The organism is Pectobacterium versatile (assembly GCF_003932035.1).
GTDB classification, from domain to species: domain Bacteria; phylum Pseudomonadota; class Gammaproteobacteria; order Enterobacterales; family Enterobacteriaceae; genus Pectobacterium; species Pectobacterium versatile.
On sequence record NZ_CP034276.1, the window covers coordinates 1,891,517 to 1,916,088 of the forward strand.

Below are 24,572 nucleotides of genomic sequence, written 5' to 3' on the forward strand. Positions count from 1 at the left end.
GGTGAAGTTATATGGGCATGAGTTTAAGTATTGCTAAGTTTAAATGGCGAGGTGATAAACTAGATGCGAATTACAAAGAGCTTTCTCAGGAAGTAGTGGTTACTGATTTCATGGATTCTATAATATCTGAAAAATACATATCATTTTTTATTGTATTTGAAGGTGATGAAGAAGTGAAATACAGGGAGATTTCTAAAGAATCACTTCGCAGATTTTCAGAAGAGATAGACGCGAAAGTAGATAATTTATTGATTGATTTAGAGCAGGTTTCAGGAAAATCAAGAAAAGAAGAAACAACATTAGAAATAAGATCTATTTTTTTGCTAAATAAATTGATAAAAGAATTCTTATTTAACCAGTGTACTGATAGTACATGCGTTATTAAATTTTTAATTTCCTAGGTAATTAATTATGGGTAACGGTAGTATATTGGAAGGTACCTCTCTTGAGATTGGAGGGTTGATGCAACAAGATACAAGTGGAAAAATTGAACATCTACGCAAAAAAACCACTAATCAACAAGATGATGGTGTTGATTACGAGCGTGTAATCAAGTCTGGCACTGATTATTTTAAATATTTGAGAAAGTTAAAAAATGGAGAAGAAAATGGTTAAAAAAGGAGTTGTGTATGGTCAGGATAAAAACTATAACGGCAAATTGCCAACTAAAGAATTAGTGAAAGCTATAAATAAGCTCAAAAAGCGATATCAAGATCATTCAGATGATACCACTACTGTAATTGGTTTCGAGATTAATGGAGGAGAGGGGCTCACTAGTACGGGGGCAGAAGTCATGAAGGAGTTTCAAAAATGGTCCAGAGATAAGGACATGGATGCAGAATATAACTCTAATGAGGATTTGAGGAATATAAAGCAAAGGCTAAGAAATAATGTTGATAATAAGAATGGTAACTGAATTTGGAATCATGACGTGATAATGCTGCTGATGACAACCATGTTGGTGAAGTTACCAATATGGTTGTGATTTTTTTATTTAAAAAGACATTCTCTTTCTATTTCTACTTGATGACTCAAAATCTGATGAGATGCTGGAAAGCTGTTCAAGACTCAGCTCAACAGAACGCTGAAACTCCAGAGCCGCTTCTGTGCGTTGTTTTACCACCAGAGCAACAATCTCAGCGTCTGTTTTTTCTGAAATAGCTCTCTGGAAGATCATGCGCCCATGCATGATATCAATATTACCGGATGATTTAGCGGCTGTTCTTGCCGTAGAGCTGCTTATCGGATTAAGTTCGTCAATAAAGCTATCTATGAGTGATTGTCTCTTTTTATCAAGTCTGCGTAGTTCACTATGAGCAGATCTATATTTATCTACTTCGGTGCCGAAAGGGCTATCTTCACGAACTTTACGATAGCCTTCCAGATATTCATCCATTGAGGGTTGTTGTTTTAGTTTTTCTACAGTCTCGAAATAGGTTAATAAATCGCTGTTATCTAGTTTTATTTTTCTCATGACATCCCCTTTAATTAGATACGTTATAATATATATTAAGGGATAGATAATAACTGTCAAATTCAGCAGGAATAAATAATGAGATATTTTATTTTTATTACTTCAAATATGTTGTAATATTATTCTAAGTGAACTCATTATTATTAGTGTGAATCTCGATTGTTCTAACTTTCCCTTATTTCCCTTTTATTGAGTATCGAATGTTTCTTCAAGTATCATCATTTTTTCAGCCAATACATTAATAATGTCGTTTTTTGATAACCTTTCATACGGTTTTATTTCAAATTAAGCGGGTGGTTTTTTCATTTCTTCACCTTTTTATTAATGGCTTTATTAGAGTTTTTACTTGAAAGATAATATGTTTTCATAAATGTTAAACGATCACCATTAAACATATAGTCTGGATTAATAAAGTAATAGTTCTGTATCATAGTCTCTGCGATAAATTTTTTGTCAGCAAGTTCTTTCATTCCCTTGAAATAGGTTGTTCTTGATATCTTTACGACATCTTGATCAACAATATCGTATGACATCAAAATAGTATCAGTATCCTTGTTATCTCTGATAGCAAGATAAAGGATCTTGAAAACTTTTTTACCCGATGAAGAAAGCCCTTCGATAGCTGATACTCCATCAACATAAAGTTTCACGAACTGTGTTTTATCTACCTCCATAGCTTGAAAGAAACCACCATTACCAACTTGCTCTCCCGTATTTTCATTAACTAATGCCAATCGGTCTTTTCCTGTAGTAATACGCCTGACACCCGTTTTTGTATGTAGGTTTGTATCATTAAGAAATGGGTTTTTCGTATGGCGTGGAAGACCTCTTCTTGATTTCTTTATTTCATTTTGTATATGATTTTCAATCATGTTATTTATTCCTTTATTATTTTAGTTATATATTTAAGTAAATACTATATTCTTCATGCAAGTCAACACTTAAAGTTTATATTTTTTAAAATAGTTAACACTTGATGTTTCTATTTCTGAAACTTGTAGTATTACAGCAGATGTATAAATAACACTTTATCATTTTTATTTGAGAATACTTATCAACTTAAGTACCGGGATTCGGGACTTTAACTCCCGGATGTCGGTACTTGGTTTTAAGCTATAGCTGGTCTGAGAGCATTTTTCTTCTTCATTATTCAATTAGCGAAGCTGAGAGCAGCTATGTAGGGGTATTTTAGGGATATAGTTTTACCGTTTATTGTATTGTTTATTTTTTGTATTTAACCTGTTTTACAATCTGCTGTTCTTTTTCTTGAGTTTATATTTCAGCAAAGTGATTGTTTCATACAATCACGAAGCGCTGCTGGTATTTTGGGATATTGTGATTTGTTTTTCCTTTACTTTATTAGCGGCTATTGCCGCAATTCTTTATGGATAAATCCATCATTAACAGGGGTAAGCCCTGTTTCAGCAATGTGATTGTTTTGGACAATCACTCAGTGCTGCTATTGGGGATATAGTTTTACTATGTGTTTAAGAGCAAATGCTATAGCCTCGATGAGTTTCTAGTTAATAGATACAGAGAAGGGGCGAAGCCATGAGCGAAAGCTCATAAGAAAAGATCTGTTTTCAATATGAAGTTTTAATTAAGTATAGGTAAAGCTACGCATTGAATATCTTAAAAACTAAACCGCATATGAAGTGGTAAGTTTAATTATACCTTTGTTGCTTTATCGGCTATTGCCGATTTTTTTGGATAAATCCATCACTAACAGGGATGAACCCTGTTTCAGCAATGTGATTGTTTCGGACAATCACTCAGAGCTGCTTCTGTAGATATAGTTTTCCTATATGTTTAAGAGTAAATGCTATATGTTATTGCGGTAATGCTATGTTTAAAAATAGGATCAAATTATTAACTTGATGATAAAACGATCTGAAACAGATCTATTATCCTTTTTCTATCAACATTGAAACTACCTTATCACGATAAAAATATTGATGTCAGAGTCAGGGCGTAGCCGTGCATATGAAAACAAACTTATCGTTTTCGGTAGAACCTGAGCGTTAGCTCATAGATGGTGGTGATTTTCAAAAAAAGATGTTAGTGCAATAAAAAGGAAATCTTCGCAATGAAAATTATATTTTTAATACAAATATAACCAATCATTGCTAAATTTTTAAATCCCATATAGCGTTCATGAAAATTGCCCGTTTTCTTTTAATCCTCTTAAGTATTATCTCTTACTTCTTGCAAAATTAAATTATGTTAAAATCGGCTTGTAGCCCTTGCGGTATAAGGCTTATGAAGAAAATACGCGACTGACCGTACAGTCAGTGTTCCTGACTCTATGGTCCGTATTCCTGACTGCACAGTGAGATTTCCTGACTCTGTAGTCAGTTTCTATGTCATTTTTTAGCTTAAAAACGACAGCACTTTAAATTATCGTCACTGAAATATTGGCGATTTTTTTAATATTTTTGCAATAAAACATGCAAAAAAACTTGATATCTATTTTGTGCATGGTATTTAATTGACTATAAATAAAATAATAAGAGGAAATAATAGGATGAATGAAATAGATATTGATTTGGATTTAGGCTTAAATCCTTTTTGCTTTGATACAGAACTTAAGATTGAAACAAGAAAGAAAAATCTAACTGTTTCAAGAGGAACGGAACTTATCGAAAGGAAAGATACCAGTAAAAGTTATTTCGCCAATATCGTACATACACAAGAGGTCGATAAAGAAGAGTTTATTAAACTCTATACGTCTCAGATAAAAGCATACTTTGATCTCACGAAAACAGCATATAAGGTGTTTTTTATCTTTTTACGAATATATCAGGATTCGATTGGAAAAGATCACTTTTATCTGAGTTGTAAAAAAGCAATGTCGCTCGCAGAAAAAATAGATCACTTTGCTTTGTCTGAGTCTATTTTTTACCGAGGGGTAAAAGAACTTATAGAGAAACGTATTATTGCTAAAACTAATGAAAAGAACTGGTATTTCATAAACCCAGCTATTGTCTTCAATGGTGATCGTGCTCGCTTTGTTTCAGAGATTGTAAAAAAGAAAGAAGTGATGGAAGAACAACATGAAAGTATTACCAGCACGGACCAAAGCAATAAAAATATTAAAGAAGAAGATAGATCAATTGAATCAGTCATAGATGGCGTAAATAGCCAAGAAGACATAGATTTGTTAATCGCAAGATTACAGGCTAAAAAGTCCCAAGAGGCGACGATAAGTAAAAGTATGGGAGAATGTATAGCCATTGATACAACAACTCTTCTGCCACCAGAGAAACCGTTAGATTGGGATAATATTTAAAGGTATCTACTGATATAATAAATCTAAACTTACAATAGTCATCTATCTCAACTTATCTATTAGCCTTTTGGATGATGATTAAAGTAATAAAAAAGACAAATAACACACTAGAATAATTTACGAGCAAGCATACTTAATCCGAATGCTCACTATTAAAATACAGTTAAGATAGATTAATATTTTTATCCTAAAAATAATCAATTGTTGATTGACGAAGGATTTAAACTCGATTATTAATATTTAAGTAAAAGAGAAAGGTGAGTGTGAAAATTAATTATAGTGAAGAGTTTGAATCTGAATTTAGCCATGAAAATAATAATATCTATGATTTTAATGAAATTCTGAAAAAGATATTGGTATTTATTCATCATGGGCATGGTTTAACCCTAGAAGAGATTCGAGATAATATATATATGCAAAATGTTATTTCCTTTACTATGTCTATGAACTGGAGAAAAAGACATGCACAATTTAATTTTATTAAGATGTTAGCTTATCTTCCTGAATCTGTAAGTTTACATATTTTAAGGAATGCTCATGAAATGTGTTTTATAACAGAAGTAGCATATTTGGATGTTAAAAAGAAAAGTGATTGGTGTAATGCTGTTATCACCTATATAGGACGAATAGATAAGAGTAAAACCGAATCGAATTTGAAATCCCTTTCGTTTGAAATAATGGAAATATTTAACACGAAAATCAATATTCCGTGCTAATCCGGTAGTAAATCTGTCGGCAAGAATAAGACTTCACATTTTTGGTAAAACTAATGCAAAGATTTTCATAACAGACATTAATCTGTAGCGGGTATGATGTAATTTACGGCTTATAGCCCGGATGTTCAGGCTCATCGGTAAATCCCTTGAGATTCTCAAGGAGTTCTTCATCAGCGGCTTTAAGCTCTTTATTCAATGCTGTAGCCTCTTTTTCTGCATTAACAGGTAGATCATAACGTTTGGCGAGTATTACACCGCTTTCAGAGTCATATACATCCCATTTCTTTTCAATAACAGTACCATCCGGCTCTTCGAGTTTAACAACAACAGCACGATATCGAGACATGGGGATTATCAACCTTCAGTATTGTATATGATGTATTAACCATAGCATTTAGAAGCAATCAGAGCTATCACAAGCAAGCGAGTAATAAAGGAAGGTATGCGTCTACAGCATCACTGAACTGAAACCCCAACAGTGTTGAGGCTCATTGTCGGCATTGTTATTTAAGCGTAGATGAAAGGATTAGGCGTCAGTAATACACGATTCAATCCAACAGCCCTTTGGAAACCTTGCTAGCTGTCTGACTGAAATTATAACGATCTACAACATCCCCTTTAAACCAAATCTCAAGGGAATTCATATGGGCTGTGCTGCTGTTCTTTAACAGGGCCAGACCGGGAATGTAGTTAGATAGCTGTGTTTCCCCTGACATACTGGAATAAGACCACATTTCCTGACCATCATTACTTGCTCGTGTCTGTGGCTCACCGAAAGCAGCTAAGATTTCCTGCCGGGTTGTTTTCCCTTTAACGATTTTGCTTTTGACGGTTTGTTGGGATTCGTCTTTCAGGGACTTGTTGCCATAAGTCGTGCAGGCAGTAAGAGGAAGGATAACCAGCGCCACGATAAACAGCTTTTTCATGCTAACTCCATAGAAGGTGACAAACACCAGAAAAGTGAGAAGGGACTTGAACCAGCTTTGCTTCTCGCTACCAATAAATGTTGCTAATCAGTGGTAAGAAACCTGCGCTCAAGCCCATACGATTTTGCTGTTTACTCTATCCATTAACACTTCATTCAGCAATAAATTGATCGGTATAGCAGATCAATATATTGTGTTTGATAGTTATAATCTATTAGTAATGCGTTATTGATCGGTGTTTAATTACTTTAATAGATCGATTAATTGTTATTGATAGTCTATATCTATTGTTATTTTATTTTTGATCGGTACAAACGATATGACGAATGTCAAAAATAATTGAATGCTATCAATTAGTTAATTAGACGGTTTAGCTATGCGATACCTGTTCCTATACAAGATAAAACAGGTACATACGATGACTGACCAAACAAAAGAACAGCATTTCTATTATTAGGATGGATGTATATGAAGAAAATTTTACTGGTTTCTGGCACTGCTCTGGTTCTTGCTGGATGTGGTGAGAAGGGCGATTTTGAGAAAGCGATTAATGCAAGGCTCTCAACATCAGAACTTTGTTACTCACTACAGGATAATGATTTTGCCTTTAACAAAGGTTTCCCGGTGAAGGTTAACAACGGGTATCGTTCTTCTGGATATAATGCCAGTGATGAGATCTTAAATGGTTTAGCTGAACAGGGTTTACTGACTGTTTCACAGCAGCCTAATGGCTTTGGCAGCATGACTGTTTTAGAAGTCACAGATAAAGGCCAAGAGGTTGATTTTTGGAACCGTGAGAAGGGTGCTTGTGTTGGTCACCGTGCTGTTGCTGAGATCAAAAGCTGGACTGAGCCAAGTGAAGGTAATGGCGTGAAAATGACGCAAGTTACTTTTACATGGAAACTGGCAGGTGTTCCAAGTTGGGTTGATAAGGATGCTTTTTCTGGTGTGAAGGGTATGGATGAACCTGTTGAAACTAAAATTGTTCTGGTTAAGACCAGTGATGGTTGGAAAGCGAACTAAGAAGCTATTGTAAAAAATCATCCGATTCCTTTCTGTCTGAAAAAGTCAGAAGGGGATTCACGTCTGCATTGGCTGCCAAGCATCAGTATGCTATGAAGCTTACCGTCAGTAGTACACTCAGATGATGATCTTTTAAGCTTCTTCTGTTAATCATAAATAAATATTATCTGTTATTACGGAGCTACTATCGTTCTATAGATAATTGTTATGGCTAGATTAACAATTTTTTTAGACAATTTCCGTTGACGGACATTATAATTCAACAAGATGTGATGATATTGAACATTTTTATAATATTTATGCATTGAATTTCACAAAATATAGTTTTCTAGTTTTTTGGCAAGAGATTTTACGGTTTTAAGACAGTTTTTGTCTACGCACTCATATTTTTCGTTATATTTTATTAGTGATACAAGATATGAACGGTACCCTTTTAGTTTATTTTGTAATTGATCTTCAGCATATTTTAGGTAGAAAGAATAGCTATCATTGAAACTATTTTTAAATTTCGAACGACTTAAATAGAAAAAATTTTCCATTATATCAGTAGCACTTTTTTTCTTATAAAGTGCAGCTGCAACTTTCTTTACAATTTGTAATTTTTTATTTGATAATCTGATTGTGCCTACGGGATTATCGCTATAAAACATGGTGAAGATTGTTTTTTTAGGTTTTGTATTTTGAATGACATAACCATTTAGTGATATGGTATTTATGCAAGCTCTTCGTTTTGATTTTTTCAGATTTAATGATAGAGTTGAAATGAAAATAGATATTTCTTTTTGAAATTGTTCAGAATGAATAAAGTTACTATTGATTGACGAAAATAATAAATCATCTGCATATCTAGTATAAGTTATATTCTTATCATCACAATACTTTTGGATTAATATATCAACTTTTCTAAATATAATGTTCGATATTATGGGTGAGGAGGGGAAGCCAATCGGAAGAATATATTCTCCTCGTAAGCTTAAATCAGGGAAACTCTTACCAACCGTATGTAAGACTGAATTCTTTGCTAAATCTAGAGCCGAATATGATTTGCCATTTTTGGATGAACTGAAAAGGCTTTCAAGAAGGGTATTAACTTCTCTCACCGGTATGGAGTGGAAAAAATTTTTTATATCTAATCTAAGGAAATAATAACCTTTAATGTGAGGTTTAAGGAAGTCAAAATATGATTTTCCTTTAATAAAACCACATGCAGATGAATTTACAGGTTGGCGTGATAAGATGAATTTTGTTATGCGCTCGTTGATTTTGTTCTGTTCAGAATCTTTTACTATTTCGAAGAAGCAATCATTACCTATTTTCCTCTCAATAACAGACACGTCAAAACTATCAAAAAGATCAGTGTTTCCTTTCAGAATGGCATTTTTAAAAAAATCATCACTCACTCTATTTTTATTCATGGTGCTCCAACCCGATACAAATGAACAACATTACACCGTAGGTGTGATTCGGCACACTAATACAAATTGACCAAATTAGCAACTACTGGGACTGCGTCTAATATAAAGAAGTGAACTTCTTACTATCGGACAGGAAGGGCAAGCCTCCAGACATTCGTTTACACTCATATCTCCCCTCTACTATCGGGTTGAAGCCTACGAATAATATCATAAAATTCTGGAAAGTAAAATCTAAAAACACTTCCAAATGTTTTATTAGTCAACTTAATCTCATCCTCGATGTATTTAACTGAATAATTTAAAAAGGAAGTTGTCCACCCATTAGTCTTACCAACGCGGCTGTTGGCAATTGACTTTTTTTCTAATAAATTCATGAGGTTTTTTGCATTTTTTGAGGTTTTCTTTAATGCGTCATTTAAAGCTCTACCATTGCTAATATGTTGTTTATAGCTTTCATAATTGAAAGAGCTGTAATCAACTAATATTTTATTTTTTCCATTGAATATTACCGAAAAATAATCTATTAGCATTTCGAGAGTTAAAAATTTACTTCTTGATACTTTATTTGTTATTTTATCTATATTAATGCCATATTCTACAGAAAGCCACTCGTAAAAGATCTGTGCACTATTTATTTGGATCAAACATCCTTCTAATGTCGTTCTATTCAGAAAAATGTTTTTGTGCAAAAGGCGTTTTTTTACAGCATTAAATACATCTTCAAAATTTGACGTGGCTGGAAATATTTGTTTGAATAAATCTACATCAATCCTTGCACCTAAGTTGTCTATTAAAAACTGATTGTTACTTTTTATTTCTCTATGCTTCTTACTGAAACCAAAGTTATTTCTTTTGATTTCTAACATTAGGGTCTTCTTGTCGAATTTATAGTAATTTCCGTTGGATTTTAAATTTATAGTAAAATTACCCGGTTTACCTTTTAAAGATATTGCTTTGTCTGCATCAAATAAATATAAATACGGTATTGAAGAATTAGCATATGCTGGATTTAAACGTTCACCTATTGTGTTGCTGCTGCTTTTATATATATCAATATGTTTAAGGTGCGAAAAGTGATCAGATAAACGCATATTACCGAAAACTTCAAGCTCTGTTTCTCCTTCTACAAACAAAATAAAATCACTAAAATAAAGTCTTGCTTCATTGTCACTAAATATATTGATGAAACTCTCGTTATCGAAATTTGAATTTAACTCATTAATATTAGTTGCCGAGTCTCGAGACTTCTGAAAGCAAAAGAATTTTTGTTTTTTACGAAATCGCTTGATTATTTCTTTTACTATATTAGGCGAGTGTGTTGTTATAAATAGTTTTGGACGTGTAATTCTATCATTTACTCCTTCTCGATATTTATAGCTATTAAATATCTCTTGTATTAATACTTCGTTCATTTTTGGATGCAAACCTAGTTCAGGTTCATCAATGAACACAAAGGGAGTTATATATTCTCGTCGGGAAATTGTAATTAAAAGATTCAGGTATGTTTTAATATAATAGAATGAGTTTGTGCCGTCTGAATGTAAACGTAAATCTCGTTCATCAATTTCAAACTTATAACCTTTTAAACCAGCTTTGATGTAACTTAATATTTTTTCTTTCTGCGTGCTGACTTTTGTAGAAAAATGATTATTTAAATCATCAATGTATTTTCTATATGAACTATCGCTACCAGAGTTAATTGAATTATCGAAAAAGTCAATAATTGACTCATCATCGATTTTTGAAATATTAAACGATTTAATTCTAGAAACTAGATCCCATAAATTATCCCATTCATGAAGGTTCATGTGCCGGGGTTCAATGTGGAAGAAAGGAAACAAATAAAGAATTAGATTTAGTACTTGACTATCTTTTGTTGACCATTTTACTTTTCCATCATTATATATATAAAGTGATAGTGTATATTCTGTTGGTTCATTCGTATAAGTTGCGAGCGAAAATATACTTCTTCTAATGGGAGGGATTAGTTTTCTCATGATAAATTGAAAATATGGATTATTAGTTTGCCTTCTAGCAATTCTAAAAATCTTAGTTGTATCAAATGTTAAAGATATGATACCTTTGTATGAATAATTTGAATACAATTTTAATGGTAGTTCTTCTTTTCCTTCGAGTCTGTTATAATAAAATTTAAGCGCCTTTAATAGATTTGACTTGCCCACGTTATTCCTGCCAACAATGCAGTTCATATCATGTAATCCACTGATTTCAACATCATCAAAAGATAGCAAGTTTGTGATTTTTATTTTTAGTATCGTCATGGTAAACCTAGCAATATGTTAAATTATAATGAAAATACAATGACTATACTAAAATTGTCAACAATATCAGCATAATGTTGACTTTATTATTTGAGATAGGACAAAAATGTTATCAATCTTACTATTTTAATTGCAAAACGTAGAAAGAATTCATCTGTTTTTATTGAATCTAGTTGGCCTAATTGAAGGATGATTCCTACTTCTTCCTGATACTGTCGATGGAGCATGAGTGTAATCCAGATCATTATCGGCCTTGTACTGTTCTTCTTTAGGACGGCTTGGGAAGCGTCTAATCTCAGCGGGTGAAGGCTTGTAATCATCACTGTTAAACTTGACACGTTTTTCATGTTCAGAGCGTGAAACATAGATACCCTGAACCTCGTCAAAGACATAGTTTTCAGCAATACGGTTATCATGTTCAGTATCCACTGAAACAGGTGCTGGTTTCTTCTTGGCCCAGATAAATCTTTCTTTAAAGAATTCCACTACCAGCAACGTAAAGCGCTTAAAAATATTTTCTTTCTGTGGTTGAACCTGCTTCCTCTTAGATTTAACAGGAGCGCGTTTAATTGCTCCGGGTGTTGAAGAAGAGGAGACTTTCAGTTTAGTGCGTGTATGTGGCGTAGGAGCAACCAGAATAGGTTTTTGTTCCTCTGATGATGATTGTGAACCCGTATCGGTCAGGATGATTTCTACTGGCTCAGGCAAATGTGAAACAGTGAAGCTGTTGAGGTCTACCACTATCTGTAGATCTAAATCTTTAAAGACACCGTATGCAGCTATAGCTTCTTGTTTCAGCTCATCACGAACAACCTGTTCAGCCGCTCTTTGTTGTTGGGCTGTCTGACTGTTCCATTTAGCACGAGGAATGCGTTGCATAGCTGGACGGCTGGTTAAGGCTGCTTTAGCAATCCATAGTGCTTTTTCTTCAACGTCCAATGTGATGGTTGCATTCTCAAATGCCTCATCATGCTGTATCTCAATAGAACGGTGGTCAATACGTTCATTGCTGCCAGCGGCAGCCAGATAGTGATTGGCAAATGTTGCCCATGATTCACGCCACTTAATCACATTTTTCTTATCATTCCAGCTACGGTCTTTTTTACCAAAGCCTTCAGCGGTGATCGGCTTTAATGTCAACATCACATGGGCATGGGGATTTTGACTATCCAGATCATGGAAAGCGATATCAGCAATCATGCCTTTATCGACAAAGTTCTTTTGACAGTAATCTAAAACCAATTTTATCTTATCTTCATTGTTAATTTCAGTGGGAATAGCTACGTCAAAATAACGGGCTGTTTGACCATCCTTCTGACGCTCAACCCTTTCAACTTCATTCCATAGGGCTGTTGAGCTTTCGATAATATGAGAAGGAGCAGAAGCAGGAGCCAATATCTGATGATGGAATAAATCAGAACGGTGGCTGAAATCATATGTGTTGCCAGTGCGATCATCTGTGATCTTGCAGCGCGCATGATAGGCAGCCTTCCTGCAGGAAGACATGCCCTCTGAGCGTTTCACAATTTTAAACTCCAGATGAAATATTGCCATATAATAAACCACCTTAAATATAATAAAAACTATCAAATATACAACAACACCTACTATGCTGATTTTAGTTTTTCGAAAGAAAAACTCAGGGGTTGACGTTGAACTTGGTTTTGCTTTTAGCCTGCGGCAGGCAACCGTCGGTAGACCCCACACACTCGAAGAGTGTATAAGTGGGCATTGTTTTCTTAAAAAAAGAAACAATGTAAAAGCCTTCTTATTAATTAATACGAAATATATGAATGCCTGTAAAACAAAACGCCGAATTAAGCAGCGCTATCTGGATAAACGGGCGAAGTATTCCGCGATATTACCGAGATGGGTTTTAGATAGCGTCCGAAGGACAAAAAGAGTTTAATTTATCCCGCCGTAAGGCGGGAAAGACATAAAACAGGAAAATAAGCATCTTGTTAGGTAGTTTTCCTTGTTGCACAATTCACAGGTTAAGACCGAAAAGAATATTTTAAAAGCAATAGGTTAAATTATTTTCATGGATTTTATAAAATAAGTAACGGGGAGAGTATCAGATATTTAAAGTTAGTGATTGCAGGCGTATGTGTTGCTCAATTTTATTTTTGGCTTACTCTTTTGTTTTTTTAAAACAAAAGAATATTATTTTTGATAAATTTCCTTTATCCAAAAACGCTTAAAGCTCCTCCATGGGGAGGAAGTGGCTAAAGTTGTTCGCCGTAAAATAGCAGAGGTATATTACAATCTTCGAATATTAATGCGAAGGATCGAGCAAGACTTAAATTACGAGGAAAACATTTCTGAGGATATGGTGGTCGACAGGAACAAGCAATCGAGCAAGTTTTTTCTACATAAGTTAATGAAAGTAAATATATTTTTAATGATCTTAGAAGATGTGGTTTTGAATTTGATACAAAATAGTTGGTTGAATTATGTTCAGTTTTGAGATCGTGATCAAGAAAATAAGTATGCTCTATGGTGTAGTTTAGTTTAGGTGTGTTGTCAATAGAGTATTGTGGATAAATAGTTTTCTTGAAACTTGGTTTTTTCATAACACCACAATCTTTATTTTTGAGATGAGGTAGATGTTATGAATGAGACCAATGTTGCTCAATATCTTCGGATGTCTACGGACCATCAGCAGTATTCATTATTTAATCAATCTCAATTCATAAGTAAATATGCTTCGGAAAATGGTATGAATATTATTCATACTTACGATGACTCCGGTAAAAGTGGAGTAACGACAAACCGTAGAGATGCATTTCATCAACTAATAGATGACGTGGTTAGCGGAAGAATAAATATTAAAGCTGTTTTAGTTTATGATATCAGTCGTTTCGGCCGATTTCAAAAAATAGATCAATATGGATATTATACCCACCAACTTGAAATGCATGATGTAAAGATTATTTACTGTGCAAATCCTATCGCTGAAGTAGACAATGATTATGCCGACTTCCAATTGTTCATAGGGAGAAAAGAAGCATCTTCATTCAGTCGAAATTTATCTCAAAAAGTTTTTATTGGTCAAGCAAATCTGGCTGGTCGTGGGTATCACCAAGGTGGGCCTGCTGGTTATGGTTTGCGTAGAATGCTAGTAGATGAAAGTGGTATACATAAAGGGATACTTAAATATAAAGAGTGGAAAAGTATCCAGACTGATCGAATAATTTTAGTTGTAGGGCCGGCGGATGAAGTAGCTGTTGTGAAATGGATATACGAGCAGTTTGTTAATGTCTTTAAGCCTGAGCGAGTTATTGCGTCAGAACTTAATAGAAGAGGGATAGTCGCAGAACATGGGAAGAAATGGACGAGAGGGAAGATTCATGAAATTTTAACTAATGAAAAATACATTGGCAACAATGTTTATAATCGAACCTCATATCGATTAAAACGGCGTTTTATCCACAATCCACAACATGAATGGATACGATGTGAAAATGCTTTTGAGGCCATTGTTTCTCCTGAAATATTTTTACAAGCGCAGGAAGTTATTAGTAATAGAAGTATTTATCTTAGTAATGAGGAATTGCTTGGTAAACTAGTAGAGCTTTTTAAAACAAAAGGAAAACTATCCGGAATAATTATAGATGAGGATGATGACACACCATCTTCATCTGTTTATAGGAAGCGTTTTGGTGGATTATTACAGGCTTACAAATTGATTAACTATAAACCAAAGCACGATTATGACTATTTGAGAATAAACTCTTTGCTAAGAGAAAAGTATCGAGATTTAATTGAAACTCTAATTTTAAATATTACTGAACAGGGTTGTTATGTTGATTATAATGAAGAGTCTAAATTATTTACTATTAATGATGAAGTTAAAATATCTGTTATTATTTCTCGTTGTTTTATGAGTAATACAAGGAAGCGTTGGAAGATACGGTTTGAGCGTAAGTATAGTTACGATATTTGCATTGTTGTTCGACTTGATAGTCAAAACGTGAACACGAAAGATTACTATATATTTCCTTCAATCGAGGTGTTAGAACGACAGTTAATTTTTGAAAATGTAAATCCTTATCAGTTAGAGTTTTATAGGTTTGATGCTTTGAGTCCTTTTCTACAGATTCTTCGACGTGAAATTATTTAAGAGGAAAATTTTATGAACGAATATGAAGAAATAAAGCTTATAGATATATCTAAGATCAGAATAGTCAATCCGCGTTCCAGAAGTAAATCCATTCATGAGGAACTTGTTGAAAGCATAAGGAACATCGGCTTAAAAAAACCAATAACAGTAAGAGTGTCTGATTCACCATGTGAGATGTATAAGTATGATTTGATTTGTGGGCAAGGAAGAGTTGAAGCTTATGAGATATTAGGGGAGAAAAACATTCCTGCAATAGTAAAGTCTGTCAATCATGAAGATGGGCATATCATGAGTCTTGCTGAAAATATTGCACGAAGAAAGCCCCGTGCAACTGAACTTCTCAACAGTATATTAGAGTTGAAAAATAAAGGTTTTACCGAATTGGAAATAGGGCAGAAAATAGGACGTTCACGAACTTGGGTAAGCGCAATAGCTTCATTAAAAGAGAATGGAGAGGATAAACTTCTTGCTGCTGTAGAATCGGGAAGAATACCATTTTATCTTGCTGTTGAGATATCAAGGGCAAAAGGAGATGATATACAAGATATTTTGTTGGAAGGTTTTAATTCTGGAGAACTGAATTCAAAGCAAATAGCTGTAATAAAAAAGATCTTGGCTCAGAGGGAAACTTCAGGAAAAGGAAGTGACAATAATGCTTTCGTTAGGGGCGTAAAAAAGAAGCGGATTACACCTGATGAACTGAGGGTACTTTATCAGGATAATGTGAACAAACATAAAATGATCCATACAAGGTCTGAGTTTACGATGTCGAGCTTAATGGTTGTTAAAGAGATCATGGTAAACCTTTTACAAAATAAAGAATTCGTCGATGTGTTAGTTTCTGAAAATTTAAATACTATCCCTGCTTTTATTCTCGATAATGTGAATCCCGAACGAGGATTGGAAAATGAAAAACCATAAATTTAGTAGTCGATGTGTATTAATAGATGTGTACGAGCTAAAGTATGGTAAAGAATTACCATTAAACATTAAGACAAGTGTAAAATACAAACAAATACTTTCAACTATAGAGGTAATTGGTGTTATTGAACCTATCGTAATCTACATTAATGAGAGATCTGAAAAAATTATACTTGATGGACATTTGAGAGTCGAGGCATCAAAAGATGCAGGCCTTGATAAAATATACTGCTTAATAGCGGAGGATGAGGAATCTTATAGCTATAATAAATATGTTAACCGCTTATCAGTCATTCAGGAACACCGAATGGCAATACAAGCTGTTGAGGCTGGAGTATCGGAAGAGAGATTGAGTACGGCACTAAATATTTCGATAAAGGCACTTAGAACGAAATTCAAACTACTTGATGGTATTACCCCTGAAACAACCGCTTTATTAGCTGACAGAATAGTCCCACAAGCTATATTCAGGGTGTTGAAGAAAATGAAGCCAGAGAGACAACATGAAGCAGTATGTACGATGATAAGTATAAATAACTTTAGTAGGAAGTTCGCACTCTCACTATTGCATACAACCCCTGATGAAATGTTAAAAAACCCCGGAGATTCCAAGCTAAAGCAACAAGATATCGCTAAAAATTTTGCTAGAATGGAACGAGAAATGGCAGCGATGGAAATGGAAACTAGGCAACTAGAAAACATTTATGGTACAAACAATTTAAAGCTTGCGGTGATTATAAATCACATCAAGAAACTACTTGGTAATTATGCAGTGCTGAATTGGCTTGTAGATCATAATCCTGATTATTTAACTCAACTAAAGAAGATTTCCGCTATTGATTCCTTACCAGTATCTAAAGATGAAACGTCTTTTTAAAAACATTGTTATTGTAAAATATTAAAAACAGCACATTTATACTGCTATGTGCTGTTTTTAACTAAAAAATATTTTTTTGCTAAAATACTACATGGCAATGATAATATATATTTCTAGAAATATAAGGTGTTATTATTTTATCCTTACCTAATCAGTTAACCGCGCACACATGAATAGTTAAGGTGTGCTATATAAAAATGCAACACTGGTTTCTACAATTAAGTATTTATGAGTCAAATGAAAATAATGTTAAAGAGTCGGATGAGTGACATTTATGGATGTTAAGTTAAATTTTTTTTGTTGAATGAGTTTTTCCATTTAAAAATAAATTTGAATTCAATATTCTGAATGTATTATTCTTATATTGAAGATTTAATAATAAAAGGAGAGCATATGAGCAATGGTTTGAGAATTTACTATAAAATAGAAGTTAAAGCTAAAAAGAATCAGCATGGTGATGCTGAAAGTAGAGTTTATACTCTTTTTTTCAATGATCCTTCAGGGGATATAACAAGAACGATAAATGAAAAAAAAGGTGGGGAGTTTGTCGCGGATCTGATATGTGAGAAAAGAACGCCGGGCGGTATGCTGTCAGGAGATGGACAATGTAGGGGTTACAGTATCGATGTGAATATCCATGAAGGGGAAAATATTCGTTCAGTCATTTCGGCACTTGCAATTGAAAATGATGAGTACCTTAGAGATCCAAGGTGTGAGTCTCGGGAAATTTATCTGTCTAAGCTGAATGAGTTAGCTAAGAAAGGTTTTACACCATCTTTCAGAAAAAATAGACCATAATTGTATCCTCAAAAAATTGTATCAATTTAAAAATGATGAATTCATTTTATTAAAAAGTTACCTTCTTGTATTGATAATTATCCAAAATGTGTTAAAGGATAACCTATAACAAATACAAGGAGGTGTAATGTATAAAAATAACGATGAAGCCATTGATTGGGAAGCCAAGAGACTTCTTGATGATGGTATCTATACCGATAAAGAACAAGCCTATTTAGAAGCAGAAAAGATAGTAATAAATATTAGGGAACAAGCAAAGCAACGCCAGATAAAGCAACAGTTTAAGATGAAAATAAAATCAATCAAGAAACAAATCAGTAATGGTTATGACTATGCTGACATCCCTTATGCCAACAAGAGAAAAAATTGGGGAGAACATAAATGACCAGAAAAGATATCAAACAACAAATTGCTTCAGCACAGGAACGTCTATACTTTTTGGAAGCTAAAAAGAAACAACAAACGAAAAAAGAAAATACACGCCAGAAAATTATTTTCGGTGCAGAGGTTGCCAAAGTCTTAGGATGTGATATTGGTTATGTAGATAAGGAATTGGTCTTTGGGATTCTGCTTGATATCCCGAATCTTCATGAAAGTGATATTGAAGGGTATAGAGCACAGGGCCAAGTCTATATCGAAAGTGTTTTAAATAAGTCCAAACAGTAAGTTTTCCTTTTTTCACGTCCGAACGGTGAGCCGACCTAAAACTTGTTTTTAGGTCGGTGAGCTGTTGAGCAAGCCCCAGAGGGCGCGGTAGCTAATTTATTCCCAACACTATCTCAGGAAGAGATTCGCAGCATATTCACCATTAATAAAAACATCACATTCATGAACTGGTGCTGAAAAAGTATGAATTTCTCTTTTGCAACGTGCCATAACTTTTTTACCATTGTAGGTCGCTGTATAGACATTGGTGAAACTATTGCTAAAGGCCCCGGCTAAACTTTTATCTTGGTTTAGGAAAGGTTCATTTACTATCAGGGTTTCATTTATCCATAGCTTTAAAACACCATTTGGCATGTTTGCGCTAATTAGAAGTTGTTCGCCATCCTGAGTTCGGTAAGGCTGTTTTGCGGAAAAATTGGTACAACCTACCAGAAAAAGTATTCCCAGAAGTAAGACTTTGCCTGTCATTTACTATCCTTAAGTTAAATTTTTATATTTAATCTTAGAAAAATCCCCTTTAAATAAAATTCAAAGGGGGAGGGTTTTATCAGATCTCAAAATCTTCCAAAGTCTTACCATTTTCAAGCGCAGCGGCGATAGCTTTTGGTGTACGACCCTGACCTGTCCATAATTTTTCACTGCCGTTTTCATCGACATATTTATATTTGGCTGGACGAGGAGCACGTTTAGATTTTGTTGACTTGGTGGCAGAAACAGAACCGAGCAGTTCAGCCGGATCGATACCATCTTCTAACAGTTTGGCACGAAGAGCTTCAATTTTTGCCAGACGTTCAGCCTGTTCTTGTTGAACTTTGGTTTCTTCTTCACGGCGCTCTTCAACAATAACAGTCAACTTTTCCAGCATTTCTTCCAATGTTGCCAAATCGGTTTCACGCGCCTGAGCACGTAGGGTGCGGATATTGTTTAATACTTTAAGTACTTCACTCATAGCTTATTATCCTGATGGTGATAAGAAATCATCGATAGGGTGTCTGAATTTGACATATGTCAGAAATAAATTGTATATCAATACGGATACGGAGGAAATAATGAAAAAGAGAAAATCAAAGAAAAATCCGCTTGAGGATACAGCGGTGTTAAGTCGAATTGCCAAAAACGCCTCACAGAAAGCGATCAACGAGGCATTCAGGGCTGGAATGCCTATCCACTCTATTTCAGAAGGAAAGCTGATAAAAGAATATCCTGATGGAAGAAAAGAGTGTGTTAAAACGTTGGATATAGTACCGATTTCTCTCGCGTCAGCCGTTCGTCAGTTAACCCGCTAATTACGCACCGCTATCTATTGTTTGACTCAAGTTAATGGTTTATCTGTTTTTCATCGTTTGGATGAAAAGGAGTTAAACATGGTGTTATTAAAAAACAGAAAATATAGAAAAGGGTTCTCTCTGCTTGAACTAATGTTAGTTTTAGGTGCTACTGCTGGGTTGGTTGTCAGTGCGTTTATGATTTATCCCAAAGTTCAGGCAGCACAGCGTGCAGAGATTGAATTAAAAAATATCACAGCTATCGTGTCTGGGATAAATGCCATTTATGGTTCCAGCAGTAATTATACAGGGATAAATGCAAGAACATTAATTGACGCGAAAATCATACCAAGTCAAATGAGAGTCGGAAATACTTATCAGGTGGTTAATATATGGAAAGGGCCAGTGAGTTTTAGCTATGGTAATAGTAGTTTTTCTATTACATACGGTAATGTTCCATCTGTCGAGTGTGCAAGGATAGTGTTAGCAACGGTATCAATGTTTTCAACTATATCTGTTGGCGATAATGAAGGTTATGATGAAAATGGTAATGAACTCGGAAACAGTGGTACTGTGAAGCAGGGAGCTAAAAATATCGATGAAGTAACCAAATATTGTTCTAATGAAATGAATGTCATCTCATTTAGTTATTGATGAGGTTGTTAACTGCTTTAGTTTTTTGTCATTGCATTAATAAATTGGTTTTGTTTAATAAGTAAAGTGACGTGATATCTTGACCACTTTTTTATTTTTGCTAATTAACATGTATGTAAATAAAAAAGGACGGTGAAGGATGAAAATAACAAATAAAAAAGGGTTTTCCCTATTGGAAATAACACTGGTGTTAGGTGTTGGCGCAGCAATGGCTTTCATGAAGTTTCAGGACATGAAAAGCGATCAAGAAAACATTATGGCGAATACCGTAGGTTCACAGATGAAGCAAATGGGAGAGGCGGTTAACCGCTATATAAGTATCCGCTATGACAAACTTTCAACCCTAACTTCCAGTAGTAGCCAGAGCAGCGATCCGGGACCAAGAACCTGTTCGGCTAATGGTTGTGAAATTACCTATCAGACGCTGTTAAATGAAGGGCTGTTGCCTGTCAGTTATACCGGAATAAATGCGCAGAAATCAGCGTATAAGATTTTATTAAAACGTTCTGGAACAACACCTAACTACGTCATTAATGGACTTGTTATTACAACGTTGCCTTGGTCAGAAGGAAACCGTGTTCGCTATGACTTATTAGGTCGTGCTATGCAAGCGGCTGGCATTGATAGTGGTATGACGCAATCCGCTACGGTGGCATCGGGTACGGCTGGTCAATGGACTGAGAGCCAAAGTAACTACAGTGGGATTAATGCAGCAGGACTGTTGGCCTACCGTGTAGGCTACGATTCTTCTATGTATTCCGTTTATCTACGTCGTGATGGAACACTCCCTATGACAGGGGATTTGAATATGGGCGGCCAGAGTATTAATAATGCCAAAGACATTACCGCATCGGGTGATGTTAACGCGACCTCGTTTAACGGTACCTATGGTCGTTTTGCCAAGAATGTGGGTATTTCAGAAGACTTGACAGTAAATGGGTTTTCCACCTTTGGTAAGAACGTATCGATGAACAGCCAGCTTACGGTAAAAAATGGTATCAACTCTGAAAGCTATGTTTCAGCCAGAACCCAAGCCAGCAAACTTCAGATTGGTGGTGGTGGCACCAGCGATCCGAATATGCTCCTGCTGAACGTATCAGGCGGTGCGGGTGATGGCTATCTTTCCCTGAATGGAGATAACAACTCCTCTGTTAAACTGGATATTTGGGGTAGCCAAAGAGTGAGAGGCGACCTCACATTATCGGGTTCAAATGATGGAAAAACGACAGGAGCGATTTCTGCATCAGGAAATATTACAGGTAAATATTTGCAGTCGACTTCAATATCAATTGCAGGTGAGGTTTGTTCGCCTGATGGTCTGATAAGCAGGGATGAAACAGGCGCGATATTGTCCTGCCAGAATGGGGAATGGAAAGGAACAGGTGGCGGAAGTATCACCCGAACAGCCACTGACAGTTTACGTTTTCAGTCCACGGGGGATTTTAATTATCTCAATGTCTCTGTGGTGTCAAAGTTTTATCCGGCAGATGGTACACACACCGGTTCAGCCACGTTTAATGTTCTGGTTGGGGGCAAGACGGTGGGACAAATCACGACCTCAATTACGGTCTGGAAAGCGGGGAGTCGTGGACATTACTGGGGTTATGAAAATACGGGCGCGACATTGCGTATGTTTACTACCGCAGTAAAGCAGGGCGATGTTGTTCAGGTGGTTATGGCAAGTTCTGGATTTCATAGCAGCAGTGATATCAGCGTTTCATTATCTCAGTAAGCGTAGGGCGAATAGGGATTTTTTGACAGGTTTATGACTTAATAAGAAATAATATCTGAACCTAAATAAAAATCTCATTCATCATCTCTGTATCAATGCCTGATACGGGTTTCGGTATTGAATCATCCATAAAAAGCGCCCAACATTCAGCTCTCAAAGGAATGTTTTACTGTCAAAGGAGAATGACAATGCCGGGTGCTGCCCGCCTTAACGACATTGGAAGCGGTCACGATTGCTTCCCTGAAACACCAATAATCGAAGGCAGTCCTGATGTAATTATTAATGGTCAGCCTGCCGCCCGACAAGGCGATGCTGTTCTGCTTCACGGTTGTCCCTGTCCTAATGCACCACATGGTGTTCATTCCCGAAAAATCGCCGAAGGTTCATCCACCGTTATTATTAACGGAAAACCTGCTGCACGTATTGGGGATGGCATCAATTGTGGTGGTGTTATCACGTCCGGTAGCGGCAACGTGATTATTGGTGATACACCCCATCGTTCTCCCGTTCAGGACTGTGCTAAACAGGCAGCATTAACCCGTGCGCCATTGCTGGCATTAACACCGATGCTGGCTGTAGAGCCTGTTTTTGCCAAATCCTGCTTACGTGGCGCGGGTTGTACGACTGCGGGAACGGAAGAAGAGCCACAGGGCAACATCGGGGAAATGAGTTTTTATGTCGCCGAGCCTGTTGGTGAGTCGATTGTTCCGGCAGATAAACCGGGTGAAGTAAAACAGTATGCGCAGGCAGCGAAAAAGAAAAATACGTCTTCTGCTGTTTCTCCTCCTCAGTCATTTGCCGGAAAAAACGAGCCGTTACCCAAGACCTCGCCCGGTGTGATTAACAAGCCTCAGATACCCCCGATGGAGCCGTGGTATAAAACAGTATTCGACCTGTTAGTGGGTAAAGCGGATGCGGCAATGTTGCCGCCCCCTCAACCAGTGGTCATGGCAGGTACGGCAGCACAGGCGGGTGCGACCGCTGCTGCGGGTGGCGCTGTAGCGCAGGCCAATCAGGATGCAGCAAAGGCACTGACATATCAGATGAAACGCCTTTCTGGTCCATCAATCTGGCAAGGCCAGTTGCAGATGGCGCAAAGTTTCCTGCTGATGGGAGCATTGATTCAGCAACATCTGAAAGGTGAAAAAGACGATCTGCTGACACAGGAAAAGCTACTGGAGGTAGCGAAGAAGCAGGGAACGGTGCCCAGTCGTGTTCGTTATCAGTGGATTGAAGATGAGGAAACGGGCAGGCTGAAGGCGGTCGGCTACCACACCAGTATGGAAAGCGGGCGTGATCAGGTGCGTGTCAGATTACTGAAATATGATTTCCCCAATAACCGCTATGAGTTCTGGGAAGAGGGCGCAACTGGGCCAACGATTTTATGGACGCCGGATAATCCGGGAGTAGAATTACCCACGGACACAGCACACGGTGAACAGCCTGTTATCCCATCAGCAGTGCCGGGATTTGAAATTCCCGAAATGGATGATGTCAGCATTCTTGCCACACCGATGCCGGACGAGAAGGATTTTCGGGATTACATTCTGGTGTTCCCAGATAATGCGTTTCCACCGATTTACATCTATTTGAGCAAATCCCTCAAGGGGATACAGGGTTCGCCAAAAGATGCAAAAAATAAGATCAGAAAAGGTCAAGGGCCAACTGAAATTACACGTATTGATTCACCAGAATTGAGTGTTCCCGGTTCACAATGGCACGCTCATGGAAAAAATGGGGGAGCTGTAAATTTGGATGGTTCGATACATGATGGAGACCCTGAATTTTCTAAAAAAACGTTGCAATGGCTTAAAGCTAATGGATGGAGCATAGGAGATTGAGTATGAACAGTCAATTTGATACGGAATTAGAATTTCTCATAGAGCAAGAGGGGCTAAATAATGAGTCACTTTATCTTCGTGATTATCAAAGTTTTGAAGAGATTCCTTTGTTCTCTCGCTTTGAAAGTATTTCATTCTTAGAGTCATTGTCTTTTGATGAGAAGAACAGAGTTTTGATAAAAAAGGGCATTGAACTTGTTGAGAATATACTTTTTTCAGTAAAAAGGAAGTTGTCTGAGAATGATTTCCGTAACTATTTTTGTTGTCTTACATTAACTGATGTTGATGACTATCATGAAATAAATTGTTTTACTCCTAATATACTTATATCTAAAAGGAAAAAATGGCTTCTGCACCATCTTAATTTAACTCAAAAAGAAACAGCAGAAGAAAATCTGGTTAAAGAATACTTAGTCTTTATGGAGAGGAAAGAATATAAGGTTCTCGTTCCATCCAATTACTCTGTGGATAACAAGAGAATGTATATAATAAAATCTTTTATATCGTAGACGATTATCTATTCAATGGATGTATTTCCAGAATTAGCATTAAGAGTGTATAGAATATGAC

Annotated in this window: 26 protein-coding genes; 17 read left to right on the forward strand and 9 right to left on the reverse strand. The window is 36.0% G+C overall.

Annotated features, from left to right (window positions below):
• The first annotated feature begins 11 nt into the window (after positions 1–11).
• From EIP93_RS08515 to EIP93_RS08525, 3 genes are read left to right on the forward strand one after another with little or no spacing between them, the layout of a single operon-like run.
• Complete coding sequence (locus tag EIP93_RS08515; RefSeq protein WP_103158521.1) at positions 12–401, forward strand: hypothetical protein; 390 nt, start codon at positions 12–14, stop codon at positions 399–401.
• 10 nt (positions 402–411) lie between these two features.
• Positions 412–615 carry a hypothetical protein gene (locus tag EIP93_RS08520; RefSeq protein WP_103158522.1) on the forward strand — a complete coding sequence of 68 codons (204 nt, stop codon included), beginning with the start codon at positions 412–414 and terminating at the stop codon, positions 613–615.
• Positions 608–916, forward strand: coding sequence for a hypothetical protein (locus EIP93_RS08525; RefSeq protein ID WP_103158523.1), 309 nt, complete (start codon positions 608–610; stop codon positions 914–916). Before EIP93_RS08520 ends, EIP93_RS08525 begins: the two co-directional genes overlap by 8 nt.
• Positions 917–994: 78 nt before the next feature.
• On the opposite strand, the gene EIP93_RS08530 is transcribed toward EIP93_RS08525, so the two are convergent.
• Together EIP93_RS08530 and EIP93_RS08535 are read right to left on the reverse strand one after the other, a co-directional pair.
• Positions 995–1,474, reverse strand: a complete 480-nt coding sequence (locus tag EIP93_RS08530) for a DUF4756 family protein (RefSeq protein ID WP_103158524.1) — start codon at positions 1,472–1,474, stop codon at positions 995–997.
• 302 nt (positions 1,475–1,776) lie between these two features.
• Complete coding sequence (locus EIP93_RS08535) at positions 1,777–2,346, reverse strand: replication/maintenance protein RepL (RefSeq protein WP_125232564.1); 570 nt, start codon at positions 2,344–2,346, stop codon at positions 1,777–1,779.
• A 1,652-nt stretch (positions 2,347–3,998) separates the two neighbouring features.
• Here EIP93_RS08535 and EIP93_RS08540 point away from each other — a divergent pair.
• Complete coding sequence (locus EIP93_RS08540; protein WP_103158526.1) at positions 3,999–4,763, forward strand: hypothetical protein; 765 nt, start codon at positions 3,999–4,001, stop codon at positions 4,761–4,763.
• Positions 4,764–5,026: 263 nt separating this feature from the next.
• Complete coding sequence (locus EIP93_RS08545; RefSeq protein WP_125232565.1) at positions 5,027–5,479, forward strand: hypothetical protein; 453 nt, start codon at positions 5,027–5,029, stop codon at positions 5,477–5,479.
• Between the two features lie 103 nt (positions 5,480–5,582).
• Here the strand turns inward: EIP93_RS08545 and EIP93_RS08550 are convergent, their stop codons facing one another.
• Positions 5,583–5,825: a hypothetical protein gene (locus EIP93_RS08550; RefSeq protein ID WP_103158528.1), complete on the reverse strand. Its 243-nt coding sequence runs from the start codon at positions 5,823–5,825 to the stop codon at positions 5,583–5,585.
• 202 nt (positions 5,826–6,027) lie between these two features.
• Positions 6,028–6,405 (reverse strand): hypothetical protein, encoded by a 378-nt coding sequence (locus EIP93_RS08555; RefSeq protein ID WP_103158529.1) that lies wholly within the window; start codon positions 6,403–6,405, stop codon positions 6,028–6,030.
• Positions 6,406–6,873: 468 nt separating this feature from the next.
• Here EIP93_RS08555 and EIP93_RS08560 point away from each other — a divergent pair, with 468 nt between their 5' ends.
• A complete protein-coding gene (locus tag EIP93_RS08560) occupies positions 6,874–7,428 on the forward strand; it encodes a DNA-directed RNA polymerase subunit beta (RefSeq protein WP_103158530.1) in 555 nt (184 codons plus the stop codon).
• A gap of 311 nt (positions 7,429–7,739) precedes the next feature.
• On the opposite strand, the gene EIP93_RS08565 is transcribed toward EIP93_RS08560, so the two are convergent.
• From EIP93_RS08565 to mobQ, 3 genes are all read right to left on the reverse strand, one after another.
• Positions 7,740–8,843 carry a reverse transcriptase family protein gene (locus EIP93_RS08565; protein WP_103158531.1) on the reverse strand — a complete coding sequence of 368 codons (1,104 nt, stop codon included), beginning with the start codon at positions 8,841–8,843 and terminating at the stop codon, positions 7,740–7,742.
• 164 nt (positions 8,844–9,007) lie between these two features.
• On the reverse strand, positions 9,008–11,125 hold the full coding sequence (locus EIP93_RS08570) for a retron Eco8 family effector endonuclease (protein ID WP_125232566.1): 2,118 nt from the start codon (positions 11,123–11,125) through the stop codon (positions 9,008–9,010).
• Positions 11,126–11,275: 150 nt separating this feature from the next.
• Positions 11,276–12,679, reverse strand: coding sequence for a MobQ family relaxase (gene mobQ / locus EIP93_RS08575; RefSeq protein ID WP_125232567.1), 1,404 nt, complete (start codon positions 12,677–12,679; stop codon positions 11,276–11,278).
• Positions 12,680–13,736: 1,057 nt separating this feature from the next.
• Between mobQ and EIP93_RS08580 the strand changes: the two genes are divergently transcribed.
• The 6 genes from EIP93_RS08580 to EIP93_RS08605 all read left to right on the forward strand — a co-directional run bounded on the left by EIP93_RS08580 (position 13,737) and on the right by EIP93_RS08605 (position 18,510).
• Positions 13,737–15,248 carry a recombinase family protein gene (locus EIP93_RS08580; RefSeq protein WP_109491833.1) on the forward strand — a complete coding sequence of 504 codons (1,512 nt, stop codon included), beginning with the start codon at positions 13,737–13,739 and terminating at the stop codon, positions 15,246–15,248.
• 12 nt (positions 15,249–15,260) lie between these two features.
• Positions 15,261–16,169 carry a ParB/RepB/Spo0J family partition protein gene (locus EIP93_RS08585; RefSeq protein WP_107333225.1) on the forward strand — a complete coding sequence of 303 codons (909 nt, stop codon included), beginning with the start codon at positions 15,261–15,263 and terminating at the stop codon, positions 16,167–16,169.
• The gene (locus EIP93_RS08590; RefSeq protein ID WP_109226177.1) at positions 16,156–17,046 is read left to right on the forward strand and encodes a plasmid partitioning protein RepB C-terminal domain-containing protein; all 891 of its coding nucleotides are present in this window, start codon (positions 16,156–16,158) and stop codon (positions 17,044–17,046) included. Before EIP93_RS08585 ends, EIP93_RS08590 begins: the two co-directional genes overlap by 14 nt.
• A 393-nt stretch (positions 17,047–17,439) precedes the next feature.
• Positions 17,440–17,844, forward strand: coding sequence for a hypothetical protein (locus EIP93_RS08595; protein ID WP_107333223.1), 405 nt, complete (start codon positions 17,440–17,442; stop codon positions 17,842–17,844).
• 127 nt (positions 17,845–17,971) lie between these two features.
• Entirely contained in the window at positions 17,972–18,229 is a 258-nt protein-coding gene (locus EIP93_RS08600) for a hypothetical protein (RefSeq protein ID WP_107333222.1), read from the forward strand.
• Positions 18,226–18,510, forward strand: coding sequence for a conjugal transfer protein TraD (locus tag EIP93_RS08605; RefSeq protein WP_107333221.1), 285 nt, complete (start codon positions 18,226–18,228; stop codon positions 18,508–18,510). Before EIP93_RS08600 ends, EIP93_RS08605 begins: the two co-directional genes overlap by 4 nt.
• Before the next feature lie 108 nt (positions 18,511–18,618).
• Here EIP93_RS08605 and EIP93_RS08610 read toward each other — a convergent pair whose 3' ends face one another.
• Both EIP93_RS08610 and EIP93_RS08615 read right to left on the reverse strand, forming a co-directional pair.
• A complete protein-coding gene (locus tag EIP93_RS08610; protein WP_109491834.1) occupies positions 18,619–18,978 on the reverse strand; it encodes a hypothetical protein in 360 nt (119 codons plus the stop codon).
• A 79-nt stretch (positions 18,979–19,057) separates the two neighbouring features.
• Complete coding sequence (locus tag EIP93_RS08615) at positions 19,058–19,459, reverse strand: H-NS family histone-like protein (RefSeq protein ID WP_005969668.1); 402 nt, start codon at positions 19,457–19,459, stop codon at positions 19,058–19,060.
• Positions 19,460–19,559: 100 nt separating this feature from the next.
• On the opposite strand from EIP93_RS08615, the gene EIP93_RS08620 reads away from it, so the two are divergent.
• The 5 genes from EIP93_RS08620 to EIP93_RS08640 all read left to right on the forward strand — a co-directional run bounded on the left by EIP93_RS08620 (position 19,560) and on the right by EIP93_RS08640 (position 24,511).
• Positions 19,560–19,796, forward strand: coding sequence for a hypothetical protein (locus tag EIP93_RS08620; protein ID WP_005969666.1), 237 nt, complete (start codon positions 19,560–19,562; stop codon positions 19,794–19,796).
• Positions 19,797–19,874: 78 nt separating this feature from the next.
• Positions 19,875–20,429 (forward strand): type 4 pilus major pilin, encoded by a 555-nt coding sequence (locus tag EIP93_RS08625; protein ID WP_107333218.1) that lies wholly within the window; start codon positions 19,875–19,877, stop codon positions 20,427–20,429.
• Between the two features lie 139 nt (positions 20,430–20,568).
• Positions 20,569–22,161, forward strand: a complete 1,593-nt coding sequence (gene pilV / locus EIP93_RS08630) for a shufflon system plasmid conjugative transfer pilus tip adhesin PilV (RefSeq protein WP_125232568.1) — start codon at positions 20,569–20,571, stop codon at positions 22,159–22,161.
• Between the two features lie 188 nt (positions 22,162–22,349).
• A complete protein-coding gene (locus EIP93_RS08635; RefSeq protein ID WP_241229569.1) occupies positions 22,350–24,002 on the forward strand; it encodes an S-type pyocin domain-containing protein in 1,653 nt (550 codons plus the stop codon).
• Between the two features lie 2 nt (positions 24,003–24,004).
• Positions 24,005–24,511 (forward strand): Imm15 family immunity protein, encoded by a 507-nt coding sequence (locus tag EIP93_RS08640; RefSeq protein WP_164498008.1) that lies wholly within the window; start codon positions 24,005–24,007, stop codon positions 24,509–24,511.
• The last annotated feature ends 61 nt before the right edge of the window (positions 24,512–24,572 follow it).